The sequence below is a fragment of the Paenibacillus sp. TSA_86.1 genome, assembly GCF_052691815.1.
In genome coordinates this window covers 216,624-240,538 of the sequence record NZ_JBQZGE010000002.1, presented here as the reverse complement: position 1 = coordinate 240,538, position 23,915 = coordinate 216,624, and the positions used below count along the sequence as shown (strand labels likewise).

At 41.8% G+C, this 23,915-nt stretch carries 17 protein-coding genes and 2 pseudogenes; 15 read left to right on the top strand and 4 right to left on the bottom strand.

Translation table 11 applies throughout. The features are described from left to right. Positions 1-1,376 precede the first annotated feature (1,376 nt). Entirely contained in the window at positions 1,377-2,330 is a 954-nt protein-coding gene (locus tag ACUTVW_RS07240; protein ID WP_445645163.1) for a hypothetical protein, read from the bottom strand. Positions 2,331-3,302: 972 nt separating this feature from the next. Here ACUTVW_RS07240 and ACUTVW_RS07235 point away from each other — a divergent pair. The 4 genes from ACUTVW_RS07235 (at position 3,303) to ACUTVW_RS07220 (ending at position 6,089) form a co-directional block, all read left to right on the top strand. After that, the gene (locus ACUTVW_RS07235; protein ID WP_445645162.1) at positions 3,303-3,545 is read left to right on the top strand and encodes a hypothetical protein; all 243 of its coding nucleotides are present in this window, start codon (positions 3,303-3,305) and stop codon (positions 3,543-3,545) included. 725 nt (positions 3,546-4,270) lie between these two features. Next, a complete protein-coding gene (locus ACUTVW_RS07230) occupies positions 4,271-5,182 on the top strand; it encodes a DUF11 domain-containing protein (RefSeq protein ID WP_445645161.1) in 912 nt (303 codons plus the stop codon). A 99-nt stretch (positions 5,183-5,281) separates the two neighbouring features. After that, complete coding sequence (locus ACUTVW_RS07225) at positions 5,282-5,929, top strand: glycoside hydrolase family 99-like domain-containing protein (RefSeq protein ID WP_445645481.1); 648 nt, start codon at positions 5,282-5,284, stop codon at positions 5,927-5,929. 19 nt (positions 5,930-5,948) lie between these two features. After that, positions 5,949-6,089 carry a hypothetical protein gene (locus tag ACUTVW_RS07220; protein ID WP_445645160.1) on the top strand — a complete coding sequence of 47 codons (141 nt, stop codon included), beginning with the start codon at positions 5,949-5,951 and terminating at the stop codon, positions 6,087-6,089. 456 nt (positions 6,090-6,545) lie between these two features. On the opposite strand, the gene ACUTVW_RS07215 is transcribed toward ACUTVW_RS07220, so the two are convergent. Further along, positions 6,546-7,505 (bottom strand): carotenoid biosynthesis protein, encoded by a 960-nt coding sequence (locus ACUTVW_RS07215; RefSeq protein ID WP_445645159.1) that lies wholly within the window; start codon positions 7,503-7,505, stop codon positions 6,546-6,548. A 154-nt stretch (positions 7,506-7,659) separates the two neighbouring features. Between ACUTVW_RS07215 and ACUTVW_RS07210 the strand changes: the two genes are divergently transcribed. The 11 genes and pseudogenes from ACUTVW_RS07210 to ACUTVW_RS07160 all read left to right on the top strand — a co-directional run bounded on the left by ACUTVW_RS07210 (position 7,660) and on the right by ACUTVW_RS07160 (position 19,941). Then, positions 7,660-8,229 (top strand): TetR/AcrR family transcriptional regulator C-terminal domain-containing protein, encoded by a 570-nt coding sequence (locus ACUTVW_RS07210; protein ID WP_445645158.1) that lies wholly within the window; start codon positions 7,660-7,662, stop codon positions 8,227-8,229. A gap of 921 nt (positions 8,230-9,150) precedes the next feature. Next, a pseudogene (locus ACUTVW_RS07205) lies at positions 9,151-9,429 on the top strand (helix-turn-helix transcriptional regulator); the annotation flags it as partial. A gap of 280 nt (positions 9,430-9,709) precedes the next feature. Continuing rightward, positions 9,710-10,558 carry an SDR family NAD(P)-dependent oxidoreductase gene (locus ACUTVW_RS07200; RefSeq protein WP_445645157.1) on the top strand — a complete coding sequence of 283 codons (849 nt, stop codon included), beginning with the start codon at positions 9,710-9,712 and terminating at the stop codon, positions 10,556-10,558. Positions 10,559-10,592: 34 nt separating this feature from the next. Continuing rightward, the gene (locus ACUTVW_RS07195) at positions 10,593-10,982 is read left to right on the top strand and encodes a MerR family transcriptional regulator (protein ID WP_094939904.1); all 390 of its coding nucleotides are present in this window, start codon (positions 10,593-10,595) and stop codon (positions 10,980-10,982) included. Between the two features lie 521 nt (positions 10,983-11,503). After that, positions 11,504-12,441: pseudogene (locus ACUTVW_RS07190) on the top strand (VanZ family protein). Positions 12,442-13,319: 878 nt separating this feature from the next. After that, the gene (locus ACUTVW_RS07185; RefSeq protein ID WP_154891862.1) at positions 13,320-13,838 is read left to right on the top strand and encodes a sigma-70 family RNA polymerase sigma factor; all 519 of its coding nucleotides are present in this window, start codon (positions 13,320-13,322) and stop codon (positions 13,836-13,838) included. Continuing rightward, positions 13,831-14,715: a DUF3298 domain-containing protein gene (locus ACUTVW_RS07180; RefSeq protein ID WP_154891861.1), complete on the top strand. Its 885-nt coding sequence runs from the start codon at positions 13,831-13,833 to the stop codon at positions 14,713-14,715. The genes ACUTVW_RS07185 and ACUTVW_RS07180 overlap by 8 nt, the downstream gene beginning before the upstream one ends. 185 nt (positions 14,716-14,900) lie before the next feature. Next, positions 14,901-16,019 (top strand): stalk domain-containing protein, encoded by a 1,119-nt coding sequence (locus ACUTVW_RS07175; RefSeq protein WP_154891860.1) that lies wholly within the window; start codon positions 14,901-14,903, stop codon positions 16,017-16,019. A gap of 757 nt (positions 16,020-16,776) precedes the next feature. Continuing rightward, complete coding sequence (locus ACUTVW_RS07170) at positions 16,777-17,907, top strand: dimethylarginine dimethylaminohydrolase family protein (RefSeq protein WP_154891859.1); 1,131 nt, start codon at positions 16,777-16,779, stop codon at positions 17,905-17,907. Positions 17,908-17,933: 26 nt separating this feature from the next. After that, positions 17,934-18,629: a response regulator transcription factor gene (locus tag ACUTVW_RS07165; protein ID WP_154891858.1), complete on the top strand. Its 696-nt coding sequence runs from the start codon at positions 17,934-17,936 to the stop codon at positions 18,627-18,629. Further along, the gene (locus ACUTVW_RS07160; RefSeq protein WP_154891857.1) at positions 18,616-19,941 is read left to right on the top strand and encodes a sensor histidine kinase; all 1,326 of its coding nucleotides are present in this window, start codon (positions 18,616-18,618) and stop codon (positions 19,939-19,941) included. The genes ACUTVW_RS07165 and ACUTVW_RS07160 overlap by 14 nt, the downstream gene beginning before the upstream one ends. A 196-nt stretch (positions 19,942-20,137) precedes the next feature. Here ACUTVW_RS07160 and ACUTVW_RS07155 read toward each other — a convergent pair whose 3' ends face one another. Further along, positions 20,138-22,309 carry an amidase gene (locus ACUTVW_RS07155; protein WP_261769641.1) on the bottom strand — a complete coding sequence of 724 codons (2,172 nt, stop codon included), beginning with the start codon at positions 22,307-22,309 and terminating at the stop codon, positions 20,138-20,140. Positions 22,310-22,353: 44 nt separating this feature from the next. Then, positions 22,354-23,658, bottom strand: coding sequence for an agmatine deiminase family protein (locus ACUTVW_RS07150; protein WP_154891856.1), 1,305 nt, complete (start codon positions 23,656-23,658; stop codon positions 22,354-22,356). Positions 23,659-23,915: the final 257 nt, after the last annotated feature.

The following is a 23,915-nucleotide window of genomic DNA, read 5'->3' as shown; positions in this document are numbered from 1 at the left end:
AGGATTGGCAGATGTTATTCCATTTTCAGCCTTGGATTATTTCGTCAAGAACTAATTTCAATTTCGAGCTGTTTAAATAAGAGAATACCTATTAAAAAGATCAACGACTTCTAGAAAGCTAGGAATACATTATGTGTGGCTTTATTGGTTATGCACGCGAAAAAGCACAAATCTATACCGAAGAACAAAAACAGCAGTTTATAAAAATGAATGATCTTATATCACATTTTGTCATAAAGAATAATACTCTTATCTGGCGGTGATTTGAACTTAACTCCAATTGAATTGAGCTAAGATGTGTTTCCGTCATGGTAAAATCTGTTTGTGGCAGCTCATTGGCCCGCAGATTGGAAAACAAATCGAAAGAATTCTGGAGGCAAACAGAATCATTAAAGCTTTCTGATTATGTATCGAGCAACAAAGTTTCTTTTTGTTGCATGATATTGGAGACTAGGGCTATCCCTTGTCATTTTATGACTTAATATGCTTCCCATACAGTAGACAGGTAATATAATTAAAGCCACTTCATTTACTCAGACAAATGGATCACGTTATTAACGCGAAGCGAATATACCGTCTGATGAAACTTAAAGGCTTCCTATCGGTGATCCGAAGAAAGAGGAAGAATTACGTAGGTGCTAGGCCTCCTCAGTAGGTTGCAGAGAACATACTGAATCGTAAATTTAAAGCGGAGATGCCCAACCAAAAATCGGTAACTGACGCAACGGAATTGAAATATTGGCAATGGAAAGAAGGCCTATTTAAGAGCAAGTAAGGATCTGCACGATAAGTCCATACTATTCAGTTTTGTGACACATTTAGGATAGTCTATAGGTAAAAAGCTGTTCCCAGGGGTGAACAATTACATAAGATAAGTAAAGCCTTAGTGAAGGAGGGAAGATACACCAACGGTAATGGCTTTTCAAAATTTCTGGCTTTTGCCTTGATAGACCGATGCAGGTACAATCCTTACTCACACATGCGAAGGTTTTTATTTAAAGGCTCTTTTTATAGAGAAATGCATTTTCAAACCAACAGTCCTTACTTGTATGCAAATGAGGAGGAGAATTGTTAGTGTATGCTTACTACGAACCTTTGGTCTACCTATATGCTCGCTACTCTAACAGATATGGTCCTATTCAGTTTCTATGCAGTTCCCCCCGGCTGGAGAAGGTGGCTATCCCGCTCATGTATAATTACGATGAACTCCTTCTCCAGCTAATAGACCTCTAGTTTAATGGAAAGTTTCTATACTCTAACAAAGGGAATAAACATTCAACACTTTCTTGACAATCCGAAGCTATAAAACGAATGAGCCAGAAACATTTACATGCATACTTTTGAATCCGTTTTATGAGATCATTTCGTCTTTCCATTTATGCTAATTTGAAAAGATTAATACCTCCAGATATACTCGCGTCTGTTCCTGCCGGCCCGATAAAATCTAAAGTAAGCACATTTGGATCAGCACCAGTCATAAATATAAAACTGTTAGCATATGAAACTGTTGAATTAGGAGGTACAGTTACACTACTAGTGGAACCTGGTATTACAGTTCCATTTAATTTTGCATTAGTTTGATTAGAAGTAACTGTAGCTGTATTATTTACAATTCCTGGTTCATATGTCACCCAGTAAGAGCTATTTGGTTCTAAGATGATATCTGTGGTAGGAACAGCAGCTGTAATGCCCCCTTGTTGTTCATTAATAACTCCCCATGTAAATGTCGTCGTTCCTGCCCCAGCTGGTTGAAAAGCTGTTGTGGAATATGAAGCAAAGTTTGCTGTTGGAGTCGGCCCTGCCGGCCCTGTCGCACCTGCTGCCCCGGTAGCTCCTGTCGCACCTGCTGCCCCGGTAGCTCCTGTCGCACCTGCTACCCCGGTAGCTCCAGTAGGTCCAGTAGGTCCAACTATGCTTTCACCAGGAATTCCTTGCGGTCCTCGGGGCCCTTGTAGTCCTCGCAGCCCTTGTGCTCCTTCCGGTCCTTGTGGTCCTTGTGCTCCTTGTTGTCCTTGTTGTCCTTGTTGTCCTTGTTGCCCTTGTTGCCCTTGGCCCCCTTGAGGACCAATGATTCCTGCTGCTCCAGCCAGACCAGCTGCCCCTTGAGGACCAATGATTCCTACTGCTCCTGCTGAACCAGCTGTTCCTTGAGGACCAATGATTCCTACTGCTCCTGCTGAACCAGCTGTTCCTTGAGGACCGATGATTCCTGCTGGACCTGCTGAACCAGCTGTTCCTTGAGGACCGATGATTCCTGCTGGACCTGCAGAGCCTAACCCCGTTGAGTTAGTGATATTCGTCTGAGATCGTGGATAAATTATTTTTACCACTTTTCTGGAATTTTAGAATTTCGTGCATTCCTTTTTCTTCGCTTAAGAGGAGAAGTTACACTTTTTCGGGTACAACACTGACAATAGCGTTTCTTTTTATTCATATTGCTGAACACCTCCTTGTTAGATGGTTTAGTTTACGTAGTCTGAATATTTTTGACATGGACAATTGTCTAAAAAATTCACGTGAAAAATAAAGGGAAATCCCCTAATAGTGCATCATGTTTAGAGAAATCATCGTCTTTTGAGTAAGGCAAGAGGTTCGCCGACGTTTGGTCAATGGGAAGATTTTATTATTAGTGAGCACATAATCACCGTCAGCTGCCGGTCCCATAAGAGCTTGCTCACGGTTAGCACCTAGTACCCAAGTCTTGTACAAAGTTGACGAATATTAATTCCCGGAGCATGCTCGCGGCATATTATAGAGCGATCCGACAATTGGTAATTGACTGGCCTACGTCCAATCCGATCTTGTCCAACAAGGATCAGAGACCTCCAAAGCAGAATAAGGCATAATAGTGCGTGCTTGCCAGGAACCCTTGATCTGCCTGTAAATATTACACGTTGCTCTAACAACTATGCCCGATTCAGTTTCAATTCCCATAGAAGCTCATTCCACTTATGATCTGGGGTCTACAAATTGGCGATAACTGTCTTCGATTTTTTTGGTAGTAAAACGAGTTAGTTGAACATACTGGAATACCTGTTGTAAGCTCATTAATGGGTCTGGATATTTACCAGCAGCGAAGCCGATGAGCGTGGACTTACGGCAATCGGTATTGTAATGTTGCATTGGCAAACTGTGATTTCTTGCTCATTCTGGGTTCACGACTAAATGTTAAATGTCGCGAGACTGCATAAGTCGATTCGATTTTATTCCTTTCATCTAATTAGGAATCTACCTACACTTCTGAGAGTCTTAGTGAATAGATTATTAACGTGTCCCATAGATTTCAGAAATGAAGGATTTCGATGAAGGGAACTAAACCAGGTAGAGTGGAAAATCAGGTATACTCCAGCCGGGTTTGGCGGACAGTAATTTATAAGAGTGGCTATGTCATCTATATAGCTACTGCTAATCAAGCTAAAGTTGAAGTGCTGCTCAGTGGAAGAAATATAACCAAACGTCTGGTGTTTAATAAGGGTGGGCGTGTTATTGTCGGAGGCGGCGGAACCAGTCATTACAACAAGCCTCACCGTGCAATTACGTTGTAATTGAATTGAACAGAGAGAAGTCGCCGACATAGCATCGGCGACTTCTTATCGTTTTAGGCTTTAATCAATTGGGGGAGCTTAAGTAGTAGGGAGGTTCGCGAGACAAGAACATTTTTCCATTCAAAGTCGCTATTATAGCGGCTTTTTTTGTTTTAAGGAACCAAGTTCTTGTCCCAAGCTGAGGACAAGAACATTGTGTCATTTCGGATTAGGTAATTATCTAAATAACATTATGATGGAATCCTGTGGTGAGATAAAAGTTAAATGAGTTGAATATTTATGATTTTATAATCAGTTGGTTATATAAAGCTTATTTCATATATATATTAATACGGCCGTTTGGTAACTGTTAAAGAATCTGAGCTTATGTAAATAGGGAGATGCTTATAATATAGGGATACTTGTTCTCTTTCCCACATAAAAATGAAACCAAAGAGCGCTATACCAACACTTATATGTGCTTTGCTGTCCAAACAACATAACAAGAAATGGAGTGTCGTGAAAATGATATTTAATAAAACAGATCGACTATCGCTAAAGTTTATAGGAAATTCGTTCGGACAATCAAGCGAAATTTCGCTTGATCAATCCAGTTATATCCTTCATGCCCAATTAATATTGGTGACAGACTCGCATTTTAACAACGACCTTGAGTTGAAAATATACGGCAAATCATATGTAATTCCTTATAAGGATTTAGAACAAAAAAATCTTCTCCAATCAATATGTTTACAATAAACGTCACTTCTTTTGCTACATACGCTGGTAATACTCCATTCACAGTTGATAAACTTGAGCAAAATGATGATCCTGTATCCGTACAACAAGATCCAATATGGGGTCTAGTCATTATTTATGGTGATCCATTTCTTCCTGTTCGCCACGTTTCTCTAAGAATTGGTGACAGTAAGCCACTTGCCAGTCCCATTATCTTCTCTGAACTATTAGCACCCTCAATAGGTCCAAATTATGGTACATTATTTTTGTTTGGAAAAATGAGAACGGAACGATCCTCCATTCCCGCACTATCTTTCGGACCCAATACTGAGCAGCTATCTAACATTAATCCTTCAATAAATGTACCAGACCATATCCCCCCGTTATCCAGGGGAATCTACAATCAAGAAATTGATATTTCTGCAACGATATTACCTGCGCAAGTATCAGCATTTCTCCATCTACCCACTGAATCTACCGATTCAATTCACTTTCTTGCGATTGGCTTACAAATGAATGCTGCGGAACCAAAGATGAATATTGTTCATTCAGCAGATGCAGAACATGTTCAAGTTGGAGATATCGTAACCTATACAACGACTATCCAGAATACCGGAACAACCGTTGCCGAATGTATTCAATTTCGAACCGGGTTTCCGTATGGAACAACATTTATTTCGGATAGCTTAACCATAAATGCAATTCCAATTGTTGCCGATCCTAGTCAGGGACTTCTTTTACGAAACATGCTTGTAGGTGACACGTTAACCGTCGTATACAAAGTGAAGATCATTGTCAAACCCTCTTCTGCCTATATCCTTCATCAACCTGTACTTGATTATAATTTCATACCTATAGAGAACACCATTGCGGTCGGTAATCAGCCTAGTAATATTACTACAGTATACGTACATTCTTGAAAAAAATATGAAACTCGTGTGATGTATACGCTGAAGGCTCTCGCGATTAATCCGTTGTAACCCCGCTCCTCCAAAACGACAGAGTCTTACAGTACACGTCTGGTATTTAAGGGGAGCCGATATATTCGAGTGGAAGGTAAGCCATTATTTCTGATCTATCGGCCAGCCAGCATTCCACAATGTGAGGAAATGATACAGTTTTGGCGAGAATTGGCTCTGGAACATGGTCTGGAAGGCATCCATTTTGTGCAGACCATTGGCGGATTCCCTGCATTTAATCATCAGATCTTTGAAGCGAGCATGGAATTTGAACCACATTACACATTTGCACATGGACATATGAATGGGATCTGGATCGAAATGAACATCAGGGGCCAGCAGCATATTGCTGTGAATTACGACAAGGTATGGTCCTTCATTCTCGAACGAACACCACACCGTGACGGAGAAATTGTCTATCCAGGCGCTTTTGTCAATTGGGACAATACACCGAGGAGAGGCGTTGACGGACAGAGTACGCTCGGTGCTACTCCAGAGAAATTTGGGCTGTATCTATCAAGACAGATGGAGAGGGCAAGGACACTGTACAAAAGCGAATATCTTTTTGTTAATGCCTGGAATGAATGGGCCGAAGGGGCATATCTTGAGCCAGATCAAAAATATGGCTACGCTTATTTAAGAGAACTCAAAAAAGCAACTCAACACGAACTTTTAAAGAATAACAGGTATACAGGAGGGAGTTCCTAATGAGGGAACTCTCTCTGAATTGAGCGTATTTGTCGAGGGACAAGAACATGGTCCCATTGAAGTCGCTATTTTATCGGTACAAGTTCTTGTCCCGAGCCAAGGACAAGAACTTGTACCGATTGCCGGAATGGACAAGAACAATAGTCCGATTGACGATTAGATGTATATCTAAACGTTGAGCACATACAACTTAAAACCTCATTAAGTAATCATAATACATGAAAATGTTCACATTGTTATGGACAACTGACACGATGAGAGGTTAAACATGGGTTGGCTACATATTAAAAAGGCAAAATATCGGTCTGAAACTAGCTGATGAGGACAAGAACACATTCCAACTTACAATTTAAAATAATCGAAAAGAAATAATCCTATAAACCGTTATAGTATCTGTTATACAGAGGTAAGAATAAGTAAGGAGCCGTGCTGTAACACGACTCCAGTGTACATTAACTACATAAAGAGCAGTCGGCCGCTAGGTGGGGTCGGAAAAGACTGTTACCTTAGTGGGGGCGGTCTATTTCTTTTCATCTAAGCAAGAAGCACCAAAATAAAAATGCCGAAAAGGAATATTAATGAAAGTGTGTCTTTGTCTCAATGCTTGGGTTTATGGTTATTTCGTGATTGGACTTGCTTTTTTACCCATAATGTAAATTCCAATCCAGCCTAGCAATAATAAGATCTGAGCCAGAGCGACCAGCCACAACACTTCCGTGTAACCTCCTATAATACAAAACATAGTATTGACTAGGGGGAACCCCACGAAAGTAAACATGATAGGAAAATCTTTGTTGGGAGTGATTGAATAATTAACCTTCCGGTCCCAAAACTTTATAAAAGCTAATGCTAAAATTCCGATTGTAATTATAGAAAGTGTAATCAACATCACCCATTGCATATTAGAGGTTCTTTCGAAGAACGGCCCCATATAATTAAAGAAGTTAGATAAAGGTGAGAACATACACGCTAATGACAGAATGGCCGCCAGAAACGGATAGATATAACCAATTGATTTACTGTAGCCTTTCTTTTTATGCCACCATTCACCAATTAGAATAAAGATGGTCCAATATCCCGCTATATAAATCCATCCTGTAAAATTCATCACAGGCTCCCCATAGATTTGAGGCTCACCGGCTAGCGGATAATAAGTCCATCTTGCCATGAGTCCATCTGTAGTCTGAAATATTTGTTTAACAGCCACCGGGTCCAATGAAAAGTCAAAAACCATAGCGCTCAATCCCGTAATAAATGGTTTAGTCCAGGACGGTATATTTACAGACTTTAGAACACGCAAAGTGGAATAAATGATCAGAAACTCAATAATAGGGACAGTAATCGGTATATTAAATAACATTAAAATACTCCGCCCATAGGCGTAAAAACCTTCCCCAAGCGATGAAGCAGTAATTTCAAAAACGGCTGCGTAAAAAAACACAAAACCTATAAACTGCAGAAGAACCGTATTGGGATGTGTTTCCTTATCAAGGATATAGAAAACCATTAGAACAGCAGCAATTAAGACTATAATATCTTGAATTATCCATACAGGCACTACAGTTATATCACCCATATTTTACCTCCATTAAGTTTAAAAATAGAATTGAACGTTCAAATAAATTATAATTTCACTGTGTTACTTAAACAACAGACTGTTCGATTGAGATATGTTAGTTATCATACAAACCACCTTAGATATGTTCATCATTTTAAATTGGGAGGATATTATGGCAGACAAAAAAACAGATCACAGAGTCAGATATACAAAAATGGTTATAAAGGAAAGCGTGCTGAAGCTTTTGAAAGAACGGACTATCAATAAAGTTACAGTGACCGACATTTGCAGTGAAGCAGGGATTAATCGCAATACCTTTTATACACACTATGCTAATCAGTTTGAGCTTCTTTCAACGATTGAAAATGATCTTTACGAAGACATTAAGCAAGTTGGGATGAGTTCTTCAAACCCTCAAACGCTATCTTATGAATTATGTAAGTATATAAAAGCGAATAAAACGATATGTGAGGTTCTGTTCTCAGAGCATGGCGATAAAGAATTATTAGAACGAATCCTTTATATCAGTCACGATTTAACTATTGAACGATGGAAGACGGAATTAAAATATTTTGATCCACAATTATTTGAGTCCTGGTATACGTTCACCGCTCATGGCAGTATAGCTATTATTAAAAAGTGGGTGAGTAGTGGTCTGAAGGAAAGCCCCAGTAAAATTTCAACTTTTATTGTTAAAGCTACGGAATCCGTATCTAAAGCTTTTTATTCTGAAGAATTGTAGGATTTCCCCGCTTCTCACCAAAAAGCCCGGCAGTGCCCTAACTGTGAATCAACAATACCTTTCTTGTTGTCGAATTGACAGTTAGAACATGTATTTCAGTGCAAGTGTGGATATGCCTTTGCTAATTTTCATATGTACAGTTGGAACGAATGGAGAGCGCCTGATCAAATGAATCCTGCTGTCCTTCGTTGGGTTCAAGCAAACCAGGCAAACATGAAGATATCAAATATGACATGCACAACATTGCAATTTAAAGCGTTTAGTTACGGATGAACCTGAAGAGATAAAGTTATTCAATTCAGAAGAAACCTTCCACAGACATGATTATTTCTCTAACCGTTCCCAAAAAGATTTACTGTAAGTTACTCTGATGCTGTTCAACAAGTGTGTATGGATGGAAACCGTAGGGAAGATAAGTAAAGAAATTAGCGGACCTTCTTGGAAGGAAATTGAGAATATGAGGGAGCACTCGTTTCCAGATGTTGCTTTCAAATATAACTTTGATGAGAGAAGCTCATCGAGCAGCATTGAATATTATCATTTACAAAACAGAGAACCGTTATTGACTAACAAATAAATTGCCCGAATCAACATGGAACAGAACCTGTGTTGGATAGTGTCGCGGGACAAGAACATTGTGTCATTCCGGATTAGATGGTGAACTAAATATTATCTCAATTATACTTCGTTTAAAGCCGCTTCTAAATATGTAGAAAACAAATTCTTATCCTGAGTCATGGTGCAAAATGATAATGTAGTACTTCGTTTTGATGATTCTCAATCTAACTCCTGAAAAAGAAAATAACCCCTCCAAGAAGGGGGCGTAGTTCATTAAGCTACAGGGAAATTAGAACGTAGAAAGCAGCTGATGCCTGTGACTCTTGAGCGACAAGAACATTGTCCCATTCAAAGTCGCTATTCAAACCTCTGCGCATTAATGAATTAGCGCAATGTTCTTCATCGCTATATCGGCTCAAACAAGTCACTGCGAGGACCTCCGTCCAATATCAGAAACAGCTTCGATTACAAGAAGGGCGACGACTTTTAATGACTGAAAAATACAACATCGCAGATGTTGCATTTCATGTCGGCTACGAAAGTCATTCGCAATTCAGTCGCGAATATGCCCGCTTATTTGGGTGTCCTCCGATTACCGATTTTTTCGAAATGCAATCCACAACTAATTTGCCTATTAGATAAGTTGAACGAAAGAACTTGGCAGTTAGAATAGCCCTGTTCCATTCTAAGGAGTGAAACGGGCATCGTTATTTTTGCTTATCTGTATTGGCAGTAGAGACACGCAGTTTCATGTGCATGACGATAATCAGAGTGAGCGCTGCTACGACGATGAGTCTTATGGTGATAAAACCAGGAGCATAAGAACTTTTTGCATTTTTATCGCTTGACTTGGTGTAAACACCAGGTTGTAGCATAGCATGAAGATGCTCAGATCAAACTGACAGACAGGAGAGATTAGATAATGAAATATCATCATAATAAAGTTGCTCTTATAACGGGTTCCAATTCTGGCGTAGGATTCGAGCTGGCCAAGAAAATGTTGTCCGAAGGCTGGCAGGTCATCACACTGAACCGTTCCAATTTTCCAACTGACGAAGTGATTCAAACGGCTCTAAAGTCGAAGCAACTGAGAATTTATAAAGGGGATCTAGCTGATTTTTCAAGTCTCAGGAGAGCCTTGGAACAGATTAAGCAGAGCGAGGACCATATTGATCTGCTCTTCAATAATGCCGGCGTGTCATTCGGAGAATTCCAGTACTCGATACAAGGGCGAGAGACACATTTTGAGGTCAATACAGTGGTACCCTACATTATTTTCATGGAGCTCAAAGAGCTTTTGTTAAAGGGGGAACTGAAAACCGTTATCAACACTTCATCCAACGCCTTGTTGATGGTCAAACAGTTCGATTACAATACATTAGACAAGCCTGTCGGATTCAAAAAACTTCTGGGTCCTTACGCCGCTACCAAATTGGCCCTTTCGCTATGGACCCAGCAAATTGCTCCTGCACAATTGACGGAGGGAATCCGGATTCGGAGCGTTTGTCCCGGCCCTAGCAAGACAAAGATGTCCAAGGGCGCAGGGATGCCAGCCTTCATGATTCCGATTGCCAACCTGTTCTTCTCCCATCCGAGTGCAGGAGCGGCCCGTTTATATGACGCTGCATTGGGTCACCATAAGGACGCTACGGGCATTTTTCTTAATAAAGGCAAAGCGACACCCTTCAAGTTCAATGACCAGAGCACGAATGTTCTGGTTAAAGTAGAAAGAATCTATAAGCAGGAATTTGCATCTGCAAATATGCAATGAGTGTTAATTTAACCTCCAAGGCTGGTGATATAACATGGACCAAGGGCTCTCGATCAAACAGGCAGCTGAACGAACTGGATTAACGGAGGATGCCATTCGACATTATGAAAAAATTGGACTGATATCCCCTCCATCCAGAAAACCAAACGGCCACCGGGTGTATTATTCGGAGGATATGGAGAGGATGGAATTAATCCAGTGCCTGAAGCAAACGAATATGTCGTTGGAGGAGATGAAGGTCTATCTTTCTTTTCCCTTCAAGGAAGCGATTAAGTCCGTGCCAGAATTGAATGCCGAGCTTCAGGAATACCGGAAGAAAATCACTGATCAGATAGCAGATTTGGAACGCATTTTGAACTTTATCGACCATAAGGTGGTTCATAATCAATCCTTGCTGCGGGATAAAAGTGGTGATGAAGCATAGGCGCTTGACCACCAATTTTTAAATGATTTCCGTTACAAAAACAATCGCCTTGCCCCTGTAAAGGGTAGGGCGATTGTTTTATTTAATGCTGGTAAGAGAAGAGCCCGTTTCAAGTTCAAATGTACGTCGATAGACGGATTTTTATAACATTAGCGCTGGTGTCTAAACTGCCTTGCCTGCGCGGTCGGTGGAGAAGTTCAGAGGCGCAGTTTGGCAACAGGGGGTTGTACCCCCAAAAGCAAACTACCCAATGAACGGGTGGTCATGATTTTAAGGAACCAAGTTCTTGTCCCAAGCTGAGGTCAAGAACATATGGTGCTGATAGTACACAAACTATTACCGCAAGTGTCAAACAGGCCTCGTGGGAGTCATGAAAGAAGGAAACGTAAGGCGCTCCGATGTAGGGACATCACGAGGCGGCGTCATCACACCCCTGTTGGCGATTCTAATCAAGCTAAGGGGCATGAAACGGGTATGTAAGGTATAATAATAGATGGAAAAATAGAGTGGAGGAGTTAACAATGGTCAAACAACGCAAGATTTTACTAACTTTAACCGTATTGTACACATTGCTTGTTCTTTATTTTATGTTCTTTGCTTTTGGCAGAGGAGAGGCATCGGAGAACATTTCCCGATACACCTTTATTTTCATGCCCGATAACTTCATTAGTTTGCCGTCTCCATCTGATCTTCTGCCTCCCACCCTAATGGATTTAGTGGGTTTCGGAAACACTATTGCGTTTATTCCTTTCGGTATATTGATTCCATGGCTGTACCGGGTCAGCTTCGTCCGGTTCATCACCTTATTCTTCATCGCGATTCTTGTGCTGGAAACGATCCAGGCTCTTACATTCCTGGGCAGCTTCGATATCAACGACGTTCTTCAGAATTCGGTTGGTGCAGCCCTCGGTTTTGGGGCGTACAAGCTTGGTTTCCGTTACAGGAGCCTTGGGCGCAATTTGGTGGCAACGGCTATATCGGGAATGGTTCTTTTTATAGCTTTATGGGGATTAGGGGCGGCGGTAACAAAATAATAACTAAAGTAGAGGGACCATTTGTGGCGATCACTGAATGGACGGACAACTCAGGCAATTCATCCGCCGGAGTCAAACCGAACAGTATTCACATCAACGGACAGAAGGTACCGCTCCGCTATAACCTGTTTGGGTCTGAAGGCGGAGAGCCCAGAACGTTCAAGTACAAGTCTGAGGAACAGACGATTTTCTCCTTCAATTTCGGAAACCCCGAACCAACTGATTATTCCGGTGAAATCAGTATTACCCGGGATGGCCAGGAGATTCTGAATTATGCTGGAGAGTTTCAGCGTACTAATCCTGATGCGTTCCCGGGGGTATTCGAGATTCCGCTTGAGCCGGGGGATGAGCTGAAAATCACGGTTAAGGGCGAAATGAAAATATGGGATGTCGGGTATAAAATGATGCAGTATATCTGGAACTGAATACTAAAAGGGACTTCGCCGCCATTGTATCATGAATAAAACCTCGCGCTTGGGTTTTCGAGCGTTTTTTTGTATAAGGACTATAACTTGTACCGATTACCGTATTGGACAAGAACTTGTTCCTATTGCCGATTAGGCGTGTATCTAATCGGCATTTTGCCCTTCAATTTATTAAGCTAACGGGCAGGTGAGTTTAGTAAATAGTAACTAAACTGCCCGTTTTTATTCTAAAAGAACAAGAAGATGTCGAGAGACAAGAACATGTTCCCATTGAAGTCGCTATTTTTAGCGGCTTATTTATTTTATCGGTACAAGTTCTTGTCCCGAGCCAAGGACAAGCACTTGTACCGATTGCCGAAATGGAAAAGAACATGTTCCCATTATCGATTAGATATATATCTAATTGTAGTTTACAGCTTCTTCATTATACTAACGGGCAGAAAGTTGCGATATGTGCTATTATTAATGGGGTAGATAAGGACCAGTGATCTAGGTTAGAATAATGATTGATTGTACTTGGTATCGCCTGAAGAAATTGTATTAGTTGAAATAAAGTATATTTCTAAAAACGAGCTGATGATTTAAGTCCCAACGGGTTACTATTTTTTGCTACAAAAGTTCGTTTGGCTTCGGCGGACATCCTTCCGCAATACATATCCGAAAATATGAAAGTGAATAGAAATTAGCTCAGGACCCCGGTGAAGCAGGGGTCTTTTATTTGTTGCGCACTTGATTGGCCGGCCAAATCGCAGATAAAATCACAGCGGTTGAATTTTTTTATTGCAAATCAAACTTTTTGAACAACTCGCCCGTCTTGCTTCCGTAAGGCAATTGCAATTGATGGTTACCCGCGCGGGCCCAAAGGAGTGTCTGATTACATGAAAGTCAGCCGGAAGCTGGAGAAGCTTCTAATCCAATGCATCACCGAAAACCAGGAAAGGGCGTATCGACTGGCTTATAGCTATGTCCGCAACAAAGAGGATGCCCTCGACATCGTACAGGATGCCATCCACAAAGCGTTCATGTCCATCGAAAACCTGAAGAATACGGGTTCATTAAATAGCTGGTTTTTTCGGATCATTGTGACAACGTCCCTGGATTTCATACGAAAACAGAAAAAAGTCCAAATCATGGACGATGAAAAACTGGAGGTTGTGCTACCAAGCAGCCAAGACCATTATGCCGATCTGGATCTGGCAAGATCACTGGATGAGCTGCCGGACAAATACCGGATCTTGATTATCCTCCGCTTTTTTGAAGATATGAAGATCGAAGAAATTGCCGAAGTGTTTAACGAGAATCTCAATACCGTGAAAACAAGGCTCTATCAAGGACTGCAGAAGCTTCGGGTGAACATGAGCGAGGAAGATCAAGAGAGGAGAGAGGATAATGGATGACAAGCTGAATAGGATGAAGCAGGAGTATGAGTCCATTCCTATTCCCGATGAATTAAATGAGATGGTGAACAGAACGATCGCCTCCCGGCGAACAAAAATAAAGGCCATGCCCTGGCTCGTAAGCGCTGCGGCTGCCTGCATCCTGCTGTCTGTCGGCGTAAACGCCAGCCCGACCTTCGCCAAGGCGCTGTCTGAAGTGCCGGTGCTCGGGCAGATTGTCAAGGTGATTACCATTCGGGAATATGCCGAACAGAACGAAAACAACGATGTGCATCTTAAAACGCCCGGCATTGCCAGCACCGGCAATCTTGAACTGGAACAGTCCCTGAATACCAAATATTTAGAGGAGAACAAGAAGCTGTACGAGGGCTTCAAGGATGAAGTGTCCCAGCTGGAAAAAGGCGGGGGCGGGCATCTCGGGCTGGAAAGCGGCTATAAAGTCGTCACCGATACGGATCGGCTGCTGACCCTCTCTCGTTATGTCGTCGAATCAGCCGGATCCTCCGCCGAATCCCGCAAATACGATACGATCGATAAAGTCAACCAGATCGTCATCATGCTGCCGAGCCTTTTCAGCGATGACCGCTATATTCAAGTGATCAGCGACAATATTAAAGAGCAAATGCGTCAGCAGATGAAGGACGACCCAAGCAAGGTTTACTGGGTTCAGCAGCCGGGGACCGAGGCGGATATGCCGGAGGATGATCTGTTCCACAGCATCGCGAAGGACCAGAATTTCTATATTAATCAGGACGGCAAGCTGGTCATCAGCTTTAATGAATATGACGTAGCGCCTGGCTACATGGGCGTTGTCGAGTTTACGATTCCGACGGAGGCGATCCAGGACTTGCTCGTCAGCAACAAGTATGTCCAATAAGAGCCGTTTTGCACCGCGCAATCGCTCCTTAGCGCACTGCGCGGGGGCGCATTTCGGGAATCAACTACATGAGCCCCACGAAAGAGAGCAGGAAATCGCCTCGGGCGAGTCCGGCTCGGTAATGATTCGAATGTAACAAATACTGTACGACTAAATCATTTTTTAATCACCAGGAGGTAATTACAATGAAAACGATGCAATATACAACAAAATGGACTAAAACCTTAGCCGTAGCCAGCTTGGCAGGCATTCTGATGGTATCCGCTTCCGGGCTTTCTTCCGCACATGTCTATGCACAGGCCCAGCCCGCTTCCGGCAACGGACAGATTATGGCTCCTGCGCTTGCCGCGAAGTTGGTGTCAAGCAAGAAACTCCACTCATCTGAGAAATGGCTGAAGACGGATATCACCATTCCCGTATTCAAAGGACTCGCCGACACCAAATATCAGGATCAGCTGAACGATATCATTGAATCCCATGCCTCCAAGGATCTTGCAAAATGGGAAAAGGAGGCCGCTAAAGCAGCCAACTTGGCCAAAAAGAATGGCTACACCATGCATCCCTACCAGCTGTTGATCCAATATGATCTAACATCGGACGGCTCGGACAACGGCCTGGTCTCCCTTAAAATCACCACGGAGGGGACCGGCATGAACAATCCGGAGACGCTTGTCGACACGTACAACTTCACGAATGAAGCCGAGGCGAAGCGCGTAACGCTTGAAGACCTGTTCGGCAGTAAGTACTCATCCATTCTGGATGCGCATATTCAATCCGCAATCGCTGCAGACCAAGATCTTTATTTTAAAGGGGAGAACGGGTTTCAGGGCGTAGATCCCGAGCAGAGCTTTTACGTCAAGGACGGCCATGCATACATCGTGTTCCAAAAATACAGCATCGCTCCGGGATCGACCGGCACGCCGGAATTTGCCGTGAAGCTCCCGGATCAGAAAGACATACACGGAGCGGTCCAATCGATCATTCCTTCCAGCCAGCATTACATCGGCAAAGACGGCAAGCTAATGGTGCCTTTAGCCAGCGTGCTGCGCCAGCTGAATTTCGACGTTACCTGGAATGGCAAACGCAAAGCCGCCGACATTTCCAAAGGAGCCCTCTGGAGCTCCATCAGCTTGAACAAGGACAGCTACTTTCTTGGAAAAAAAGCTCCCCGCAAGCTCGGTGCGGCACCGGAAATGAAAAATGGATCCGTCTACGTGCCGCTTGAGTTCCTGTCCGATATTCTGAATTTGAAGGTCATCCAAGACAAGCACGGTCAGATCACAATCTCCCATGCAGGAAATTAAAAAGTACGCTTTTCCTCCTTTTCTGCACGCCCTCATATTCGATTACAGCAAAAGACCGCCCGCAATCATTTGCGCCAGCGGTCTTTTTTCTTGGCCTTAAGGCATGTAAAGAGGGTAAAACAGTTTCGTATAAAACTGTATCAGACAAATCAAAAGAAATAGATCCAGATGGGTTAGGTATACATCAAAATACAATCCGAATCAATCAAATCTATCGGCAGCCTTTTGTGCGGCGACACAAAACAGCTTAAATAAAATGATCGAAAACAGTATATCTTTATATAAATATAATTAAGCAGACCTATGTCGCGCTGTACTTCGGAAGCGAAAAGGACCCCGTACTCGTGTGGAAAAAAGGAATGGAACTGCCGCCTGCGAGCGCGGAAGTCGAAGCTCATTTCGCACAGGACACCTATTGAACTAACGGGAAACGTTAGCTCAGCAGTTAAAGCGTTAGAGAAACAACGAAAAGGATAGAAACGACAATTTTAAGAAATCAGCTAATCCAGCGCGACTCTTTTGCGTGTTTGAATCGTGTTTTCTCGTGGAGAGAAAAAAACTTGCGAAAGAACTTGGCACTCATCACTAATATTGATTCTAAAACCAAAATGCAGCAGATGTCTTTAAAGGCCTCAGAGGTGAAAAGACATCCTAGCAAACAAACGTAAAAAAAAAACATGCCTTCATAAACTGTTAAGAATTGCTCTCTATAATACGAACTGTAAGCATCAAAACAAATTATTAGGAGGGTAATAATATGAAAAAAAAGCATTTGAAGTGGGTTGGGTTAACAGCATTATCACTTGTAATAGTAGGTGGGATATTACCAACGGTAGGGGCGACTGGTGTGGCTAAGGTTAGTAAAGTTACGGAAGTAAATGGGACAGTGACTACTGAAAATGGGGAGAATAAAGTATATGTAGAGAGTGAATTTGCTACTCTAAAAAGAGTTGTATTGACACAATCTGAAGCTTTCATGAACTTCAATTTTAACGATTTGCCAGAAGAAAAAGAAGTTAAAGACGTAAATGAGAAAGACATGCCTATGATGGATATGGATCCAGCCGATTTACAGAAAAAGTGGGAGAAAGAGCGTGAAGAACTTAAAAAGGTTCTTGAAAAATACGGGGTTGAGGTTCAACGTCCACGCCTCTTAACTGAAAAGGAAAAAGAATTGGGATACGTGAAAGATGGGATTACAGGTGGAGAAGGAGTAACCAATTTTTTTGTTAGGGATCCGTTCTTTACCATAGGGAATCATCTGATTGAGGGTTCATTTAAATCCGCTTACCGGAGACTTGAAGTTTTACCAGTGAGAAGTATTCTGGATAAGGAAGCGGCCCAAAATAAGATTCCACATGTAGCTGTACCACAACCGGACGTTTCTAAAGGAATTAACTCTGAAACGGGTCCTTACCTTGAAGGTGGAGACATCCTGGTGTATGGAAAGACTGTATTCGTGGGCAATTCTGGTCAAGCTTCAAACCAAGCTGGCATTGATTGGCTCAGAAACTACTTGACACCATCAGGTTATAAGGTCGTTGAGGTGAAGCTTGAGCCGGGCACGTTGCACTTGGATTGTGCGATCAGTTTTGTAAGGGATGGATTAATGATTGTTAGCATGGATTCGTTAGCTAATGGGCTTCCGGAAGAACTTAAAAATTGGGATAAAATCGAAGTGAGTTATAAAGATGCTAAAGATTTGGCGGTAAATGGATTGCCGATTAGTAGCAAAGTATATGTTACGGATATCGCATACAAAAATACAATTGGAAAAGAGCTGGAGAAAAGAGGAATCAAAGTAGAGTATATTGATTACGAAATTTCCCGCTCTTTCGGCGGAGCCTTCCGTTGCAGTACCCAGCCATTGCTTCGCTCGGATAGCTAATAGTAAAATTAAGTATGAGGTGAACTATGACAGGCCGGATTTTAGTGGTGGAAGATGATAAGGATATTCGTGATCTGCTACATTTGTCTCTTGTTCGTGAAGGTTACGAAGTAACAACAGCTAATGATGGGGAACAGGGACTGGATATAATAAATGAATCATTTGATTTGGTTATTCTGGATGTTATGATGCCTGGAATAAACGGATTGGAGACATGTATAAGAATCAGAGAAAGATACAATGTTCCTATTCTTTTTTTAACTGCTAAATCCGGAACTTTGGACAAAACGGAAGGATTGCTTGCTGGTGGAGATGACTATTTAACTAAACCTTTTTCTGAACAGGAATTTCTGGCAAGAGTTATTGCTCTGATGCGCAGGTACACGATTTATCAAGATAAAAAGGATTATGGCGAAACTTTCCTTATCGGAGGACGCTTAAAAGTAAGTGAGCAATTTAATGATGTATATAAAGGTAATCAGAAGATTGAACTTTCCGATCTGGAGTATGGGATTCTAAAACTGTTGATGACCAGAAGAAACAAAATTTTTACTGCTCAAAATATTTATGAAAGCATTTGGAAGGAACCTTACTTCTACAGTTCAAATAATACGGTAGTCGTACACATCCGAAAATTACGTATGAAGATTGAAGAAGATCCTGCAAAGCCAGCATATATCTTAACAGAATGGGGAAGAGGTTACCGTTTTGGCCAAGTATAAACTTACTATTACTAAAAAGCTGACAATATTAATCATTTTTGCTCTGACCGTAAGTGTTCTTTTTTTCCTACTTATACAGTTGGCAAGCAATCGGGTTATGGATTATTATTATACTTCAGACGAGCGTTTAAAGGCCGAATCTCAAGTTTACGTTCAAAAATTTTCAAAATATGTTTCAGCAAACGATCTGTCGACGACAGATCGTATTGCGTTTTCAGATTGGATTAAAAGTCAGAAGAGTAATATAGTTTTATACGTATTCCAGAACCAGGTGCTTCAATATGACTCTTTGTATTTTAGTGATGACGAAAAAGCCTATGGAAGTCAACCTGAAACTGAATATGATCGTCGAAACTCTTACCCGGTACAATTTAAGAATGGGACAGGTAACGTTTCGATCTATGGATATTATTTTTCCCACTATTATAATTTGGCGTACATGATTGAAATATTGTTATCCACAATATTGTTTATGAGCATTGTGTTGTTTGGTATACGTAGAGGGATCAAGTACCTACGCATAATTAATAATGAAATTCATATCCTTGAAGGCGGTTCATTAGACTATCCTATGACCATAAAAGGGTATGATGAATTTGCGATGATTGCTGAAAGCATTGAGGAACTACGAAAAGCATTTTTAAACAGATTAGAGAGGATAGACCATTTACAAAAAGAGAGTCGAAATCTTGCAACCGAAATGTCTCATGATATACGCACGCCATTGACATCTCTAATCATGTACCTGGAGTTTGCTCGCAATTCACCAGAAAATTTAGGTATAGAGACAAGGGAGCAAATTGAGAGCGCGTATCACAAGGCTCTCCAACTTAAGAAGCGTACGGATAATCTTTTCTTATATTTTTTATTGGATAAAGAGAAGGAGGCCGACTTAGAAACCATTTCAGTTCGGGAATCAATTTATGATGTTTTGTCAGATATTACAGCTGTACTTAGATCGGAAGGTTTTCAGGTGCTTGTAAACACTGGTCCTACAGATGTGATGATCACTGTGGATATGGATAATATTGGGCGTGTGTTTGATAATTTATTATCAAACATAATGAAATATGCAGATCAAGAACAAAAAATCAAATTATTAACATATACAGAAGAGAATCACTTTGTGATTTGTGTAGAAAACAAATTAAAAATAAATAATGAATCAGTGGAAAGTTATAAATTGGGTGAAAAAATCATATACAAAATTATGAATCGGATGGTAGGACAATTCTCTTCATCTCGAGATCACGAGAATTACAAAATTATGTTGAAATTTAAAATAAATCAAACCTATTTACGCAGAGAATAAGAAACCCGTATAGCAAAAAGGATAAGATTTCTCGACAATCTGGGAGTTCATACTTGAACTCTGCTTTTTATATGTGGGATTGCACCTTTATCACACGGGAAACGATAACTCAGTGAAACGATAGCGGTATAAAAACTAGAAAGCAGCCGATCAAAAATAATCGGCTGCTTTTTTATTAAATTCAGTGGAAGGAACTTCATTCTTCTACAATAGGTAGATTCACTTGTTGCATTAAGGCGGCGGTATTCCCAAATTCATCTTTACTTAGTGCAATGATAGTCAATGTTTCGGCTTTAAACGGACCTTCTTTTTGATATCTGTCAATGGGAATGGATGCAGACCATTTTTCATTTCCGCCGGAGAGTGTTGCCTTAATACCATTGGCATAAACTCTCGTGCTATCAATCTGACTTTGATCCTGGGAGGTTCCCCGAATGGATAGTTTATTGCCGATTAATTTGGCAGTAAGGGTCATATCCGGAATATCTTTATCCTTTCGTTTGTCCGCAGGTATTGCGGTTTGCGCAGAATAACGTAAAGTTTCATCAGATAAGGCAGGAGTACGGGTCGCGATAGTCCGATTGTGCGTGGCTTGTTCATAATCGTATGCATAACGCAGGAGGTCGTTGTCTGTGTATGCCGCACCTATAAAAGTCAGGTTGACGGGCATACCGGTATCTTTCATAGTACCCATGCTAACCGAGACACTAGGGATACCTAAATGTCTTAACATATGATTGGTATTTGAAAAATAATTTCCGTTTGCCCAAGCTTCGTCATATGAAGTTGGATTCACGTCTGCATCAGCTTTACCTATGTCTGCATTTGCCGGAAAGACAACAAAATCTAGGTTGTTCGATGTCATCCAGTCTTCAAAGTCAACTTTTCGAGCCTTCTCCAATCCTTTCATAGCACTTTCAAACCCAGGGAGCTCGGATACTGGACGTACGCCTTCTTTAATGGTATCAATCGTAGCTTTGTAATTTGCATTTTCCCGGTCTCTTGCTTCATCTACAGATCCAGGAGGATTAGGAAACACCGTTTTCGGATCAACCTCGGTCCAGGAAGGATAGTTCGGGTCTCCAACTCCTTTCAAAAACTCTTCCGCAAGATATGGGTTAAGATAGCCCCATTCTTGCTCTGCCCATCCTGCAGGGACGAAACCTCGTTCAACCATCGTTTGAGAGGTCACCCGGTCATTTTCATAGTTGGATTGCACCGGAAAATCTACCTCTACAACCTCTGCGCCTTGTGCGCGCAAATCCTCCGCAGCTTGTTCCCATAATTCCAGGATGGAAGGGCGGATTTTGATGGGACGAGTGCCGCCAAAATCTTTGCCGATATACATTTTGGGAACGCCAATGCGTTTGCCAGATAGAGCTTGAGTATCTTTTAATTGTAAAAATGACTCCGGTCGAAGACTCGCGACGGTTGGTAGTTGTACTGCTTTTTGATCACGCCAAAAATCGCCTTGGGTTATAGGATCATCGACCTGAATAACGTCCAAAACGCGAAGCATGTCCTCTACAGTCCGTGTATGAGGCACGACCACATCCCTGACGGGGAAAAGAGGCCAGTTACCGCGAATGGACAACATTCCCCGGGACGGTGTATATGCGACTAGCCCATTGTTGGACGCAGGGGATCGACCAGAAGACACCGTTTCTTCTCCCATACCAAATGCGGCAAAATTCGCTGCAGTAGATGTAGCTGATCCGTTTGAAGATCCGGAAAACCATGCGGCAGTTAAATAATTCGCATTGTAAGGACTTTCCGCTCTGCCATAAACGCCTCGTTGCATTCCACCTGCTGCCATAGGAGGCATATTAGTTTTACCGATGAGTACACCACCAGACTTTCTTATTTGCTGAACAGTAAATGCGTCTTCGTTTGCGGTCAGATTAGCAAAAGCAGGAGAACCCGAAGCAACGGTCATGCCCTTGACCTTGTAACTGTCCTTAACTGTATAAGGAATGCCATGAAGTGGACCAAGTTTTTGGCCTTCGGAACGTAACCTGTCTGCCTCCAATGCCTCATCAAGTACGTTTTTATTCAGAACAGGGATCGAATTAAGTTTAATTCCGTTTAGGTCATAAGTGTAAATCCGATTCAAATAAAGGACGGTCAGTTCAGTACTGGACAAGGCACCCGCATCCATAGCTTGTTGCATTTCCTCTATCGTTGCCTCTTCGAGTTCAAATACTTTTATAGAAGTATGCGTACCGGAGGCATACGATACACTTACGCCTGCTGACATAAATAGCATTGAGCTCGCCAGAGCCAGGGCCAACAAGTTTTTACTCCGTAATGTTAATCCCTTTTTTCGTACAGAATTATTTTTATTCATTTTTTTATTGGCTTCAACCATTCATATTCATCCCCTAAGAAGATTATGGACCTGCTTCAGCTCCCTTAGTCAAACAACGGCATTTGCTGCGTAATACAGTGGATTCCACCACCCCAGAAGTTAACTGCCAGAGGGTTTAGTTGAGCAATGGTATAACCGGGGAAAGCATCCTGCAGAACTTTTTTAAAATCCTCATCTAGTTTTTTCACATGATCTGGCATTCCGGGTTTCCAGTATTTCGGGGCGACTACAGTATTATTGGAAATTATAAAATTCATATAACTTACTGCAGGTACTTGGTATACTGTTTCGCCAGGTTTTATGCCATGCAACGTGTATCGTTCATCTTTCTTTGTCACCTTGCTGGCTTTCCAAAACAGAGACAAATCTGGATTTTCGACCCGAATGACTGTAAACGGTTTTCCGTTAGCATCTGTTGAATTCTCAAGTGTTTCAGCCACTTCCTCATATACCAGATAGTCAGCTTTGGCAATCGCATGGCTCTTGGCTGTTGGTTTTGGGTAAGACGCTACTAATACAGTATTGGGGCTAACAAACCGGGCAACTTCATCGATATGTCCATTGGCACCACCGCCAAAGTAGTTGCCAATCAATGGTTGGTTATCTGGTGTTCTACGGTCTTGAACGGGACTGCGTTCAAGCCAAACGACTTTTTTCTGACCGTACATGCGCAGATATTCTGACTCAATCTGTGCTAAGCTCTTGCCGGGATTGCGCTGAAGAGCGGTATCCTTAAAGGTGAGAAGCACACCTTCTCCATTCACTTCGAGCCCTCCGCCTTCAGCGACGTAAGATGACTTGATTGTTTCGATGCCCAATTTTTTTGCCATATATTTGTCTACGCCGCCGCGTTCCAAAGAGTATGCCGTACGTGTTGTATCAACACCATAATTGTTCCAGTTGAAGTCGGCAATCATCGCGGAGCCATCATCTTTTTTCAAGAAGAGAGGGCCTGGGTCGCGAATGAAAATATTAGCTCCTTTGTAAATATGAAATTTAATCTTTTTCGTGTCGACCTTGTATTCTTTCAAAAACCTAGAGGCTTCATTTAACGTTTTTTTATCTTTGACAACTAAGTCAACTCGGGTACTCGGTAGTAACGCCTGAATAATTTCCGTTGAGACAATATTTTGTTCGGGAGATCCGGACCATGCAAGCCAGACGGATTGCTGTTTCTCCCACTCAGCCGGATACGTGTATCCATATTTGCTCACATAGGATGAGTTGGATACTGTTTCTTGCTGGCTCGTTATGGCTTCTGCGTATGTGGTACCAGTGCTCGTCAAAGGAACCGATAGCAGCCCTGCTGACAAAATAAGTATTGCAATTTTGTGGTTGTACTTGCTCATGTAAGTAACCCCTCCTGAAAGTAGATGTGCATTACATTGTGGGCAGCAAGTGCCTGCTAAGCTGTAATGTTAGGGTTATTATAATGGATTGATTTGTAACTTCTGTGTCATGAAATCTACTTCGTTTAAATCGTTCAAATGATATTAATTAGATTTTATGACGTTTTTTATGCGAAAATCGAATGGGTTATGTGTTAATTGCTTCGTTATTCAAAATTTCATGTTATGCTTGTCTTTTTTATGTCACATATATTAAC

Bases quoted from the DNA above. Each gene is read 5' to 3' on its own strand.
- ACUTVW_RS07235 (WP_445645162.1), top strand. From the start codon at position 3,303: ATGAAGGGAACTAAACCAGGTAGAGTGGAAAATCAGGTATACTCCAGC.
- ACUTVW_RS07230 (WP_445645161.1), top strand. From the start codon at position 4,271: ATGTTTACAATAAACGTCACTTCTTTTGCTACATACGCTGGTAATACT.
- ACUTVW_RS07215 (WP_445645159.1), bottom strand. From the start codon at position 7,505: ATGGGTGATATAACTGTAGTGCCTGTATGGATAATTCAAGATATTATA.
- ACUTVW_RS07210 (WP_445645158.1), top strand. From the start codon at position 7,660: ATGGCAGACAAAAAAACAGATCACAGAGTCAGATATACAAAAATGGTT.
- ACUTVW_RS07200 (WP_445645157.1), top strand. From the start codon at position 9,710: ATGAAATATCATCATAATAAAGTTGCTCTTATAACGGGTTCCAATTCT.
- ACUTVW_RS07195 (WP_094939904.1), top strand. From the start codon at position 10,593: ATGGACCAAGGGCTCTCGATCAAACAGGCAGCTGAACGAACTGGATTA.
- ACUTVW_RS07185 (WP_154891862.1), top strand. From the start codon at position 13,320: ATGAAAGTCAGCCGGAAGCTGGAGAAGCTTCTAATCCAATGCATCACC.
- ACUTVW_RS07180 (WP_154891861.1), top strand. From the start codon at position 13,831: ATGGATGACAAGCTGAATAGGATGAAGCAGGAGTATGAGTCCATTCCT.
- ACUTVW_RS07175 (WP_154891860.1), top strand. From the start codon at position 14,901: ATGAAAACGATGCAATATACAACAAAATGGACTAAAACCTTAGCCGTA.
- ACUTVW_RS07170 (WP_154891859.1), top strand. From the start codon at position 16,777: ATGAAAAAAAAGCATTTGAAGTGGGTTGGGTTAACAGCATTATCACTT.
- ACUTVW_RS07165 (WP_154891858.1), top strand. From the start codon at position 17,934: ATGACAGGCCGGATTTTAGTGGTGGAAGATGATAAGGATATTCGTGAT.
- ACUTVW_RS07155 (WP_261769641.1), bottom strand. From the start codon at position 22,309: ATGGTTGAAGCCAATAAAAAAATGAATAAAAATAATTCTGTACGAAAA.
- ACUTVW_RS07150 (WP_154891856.1), bottom strand. From the start codon at position 23,658: ATGAGCAAGTACAACCACAAAATTGCAATACTTATTTTGTCAGCAGGG.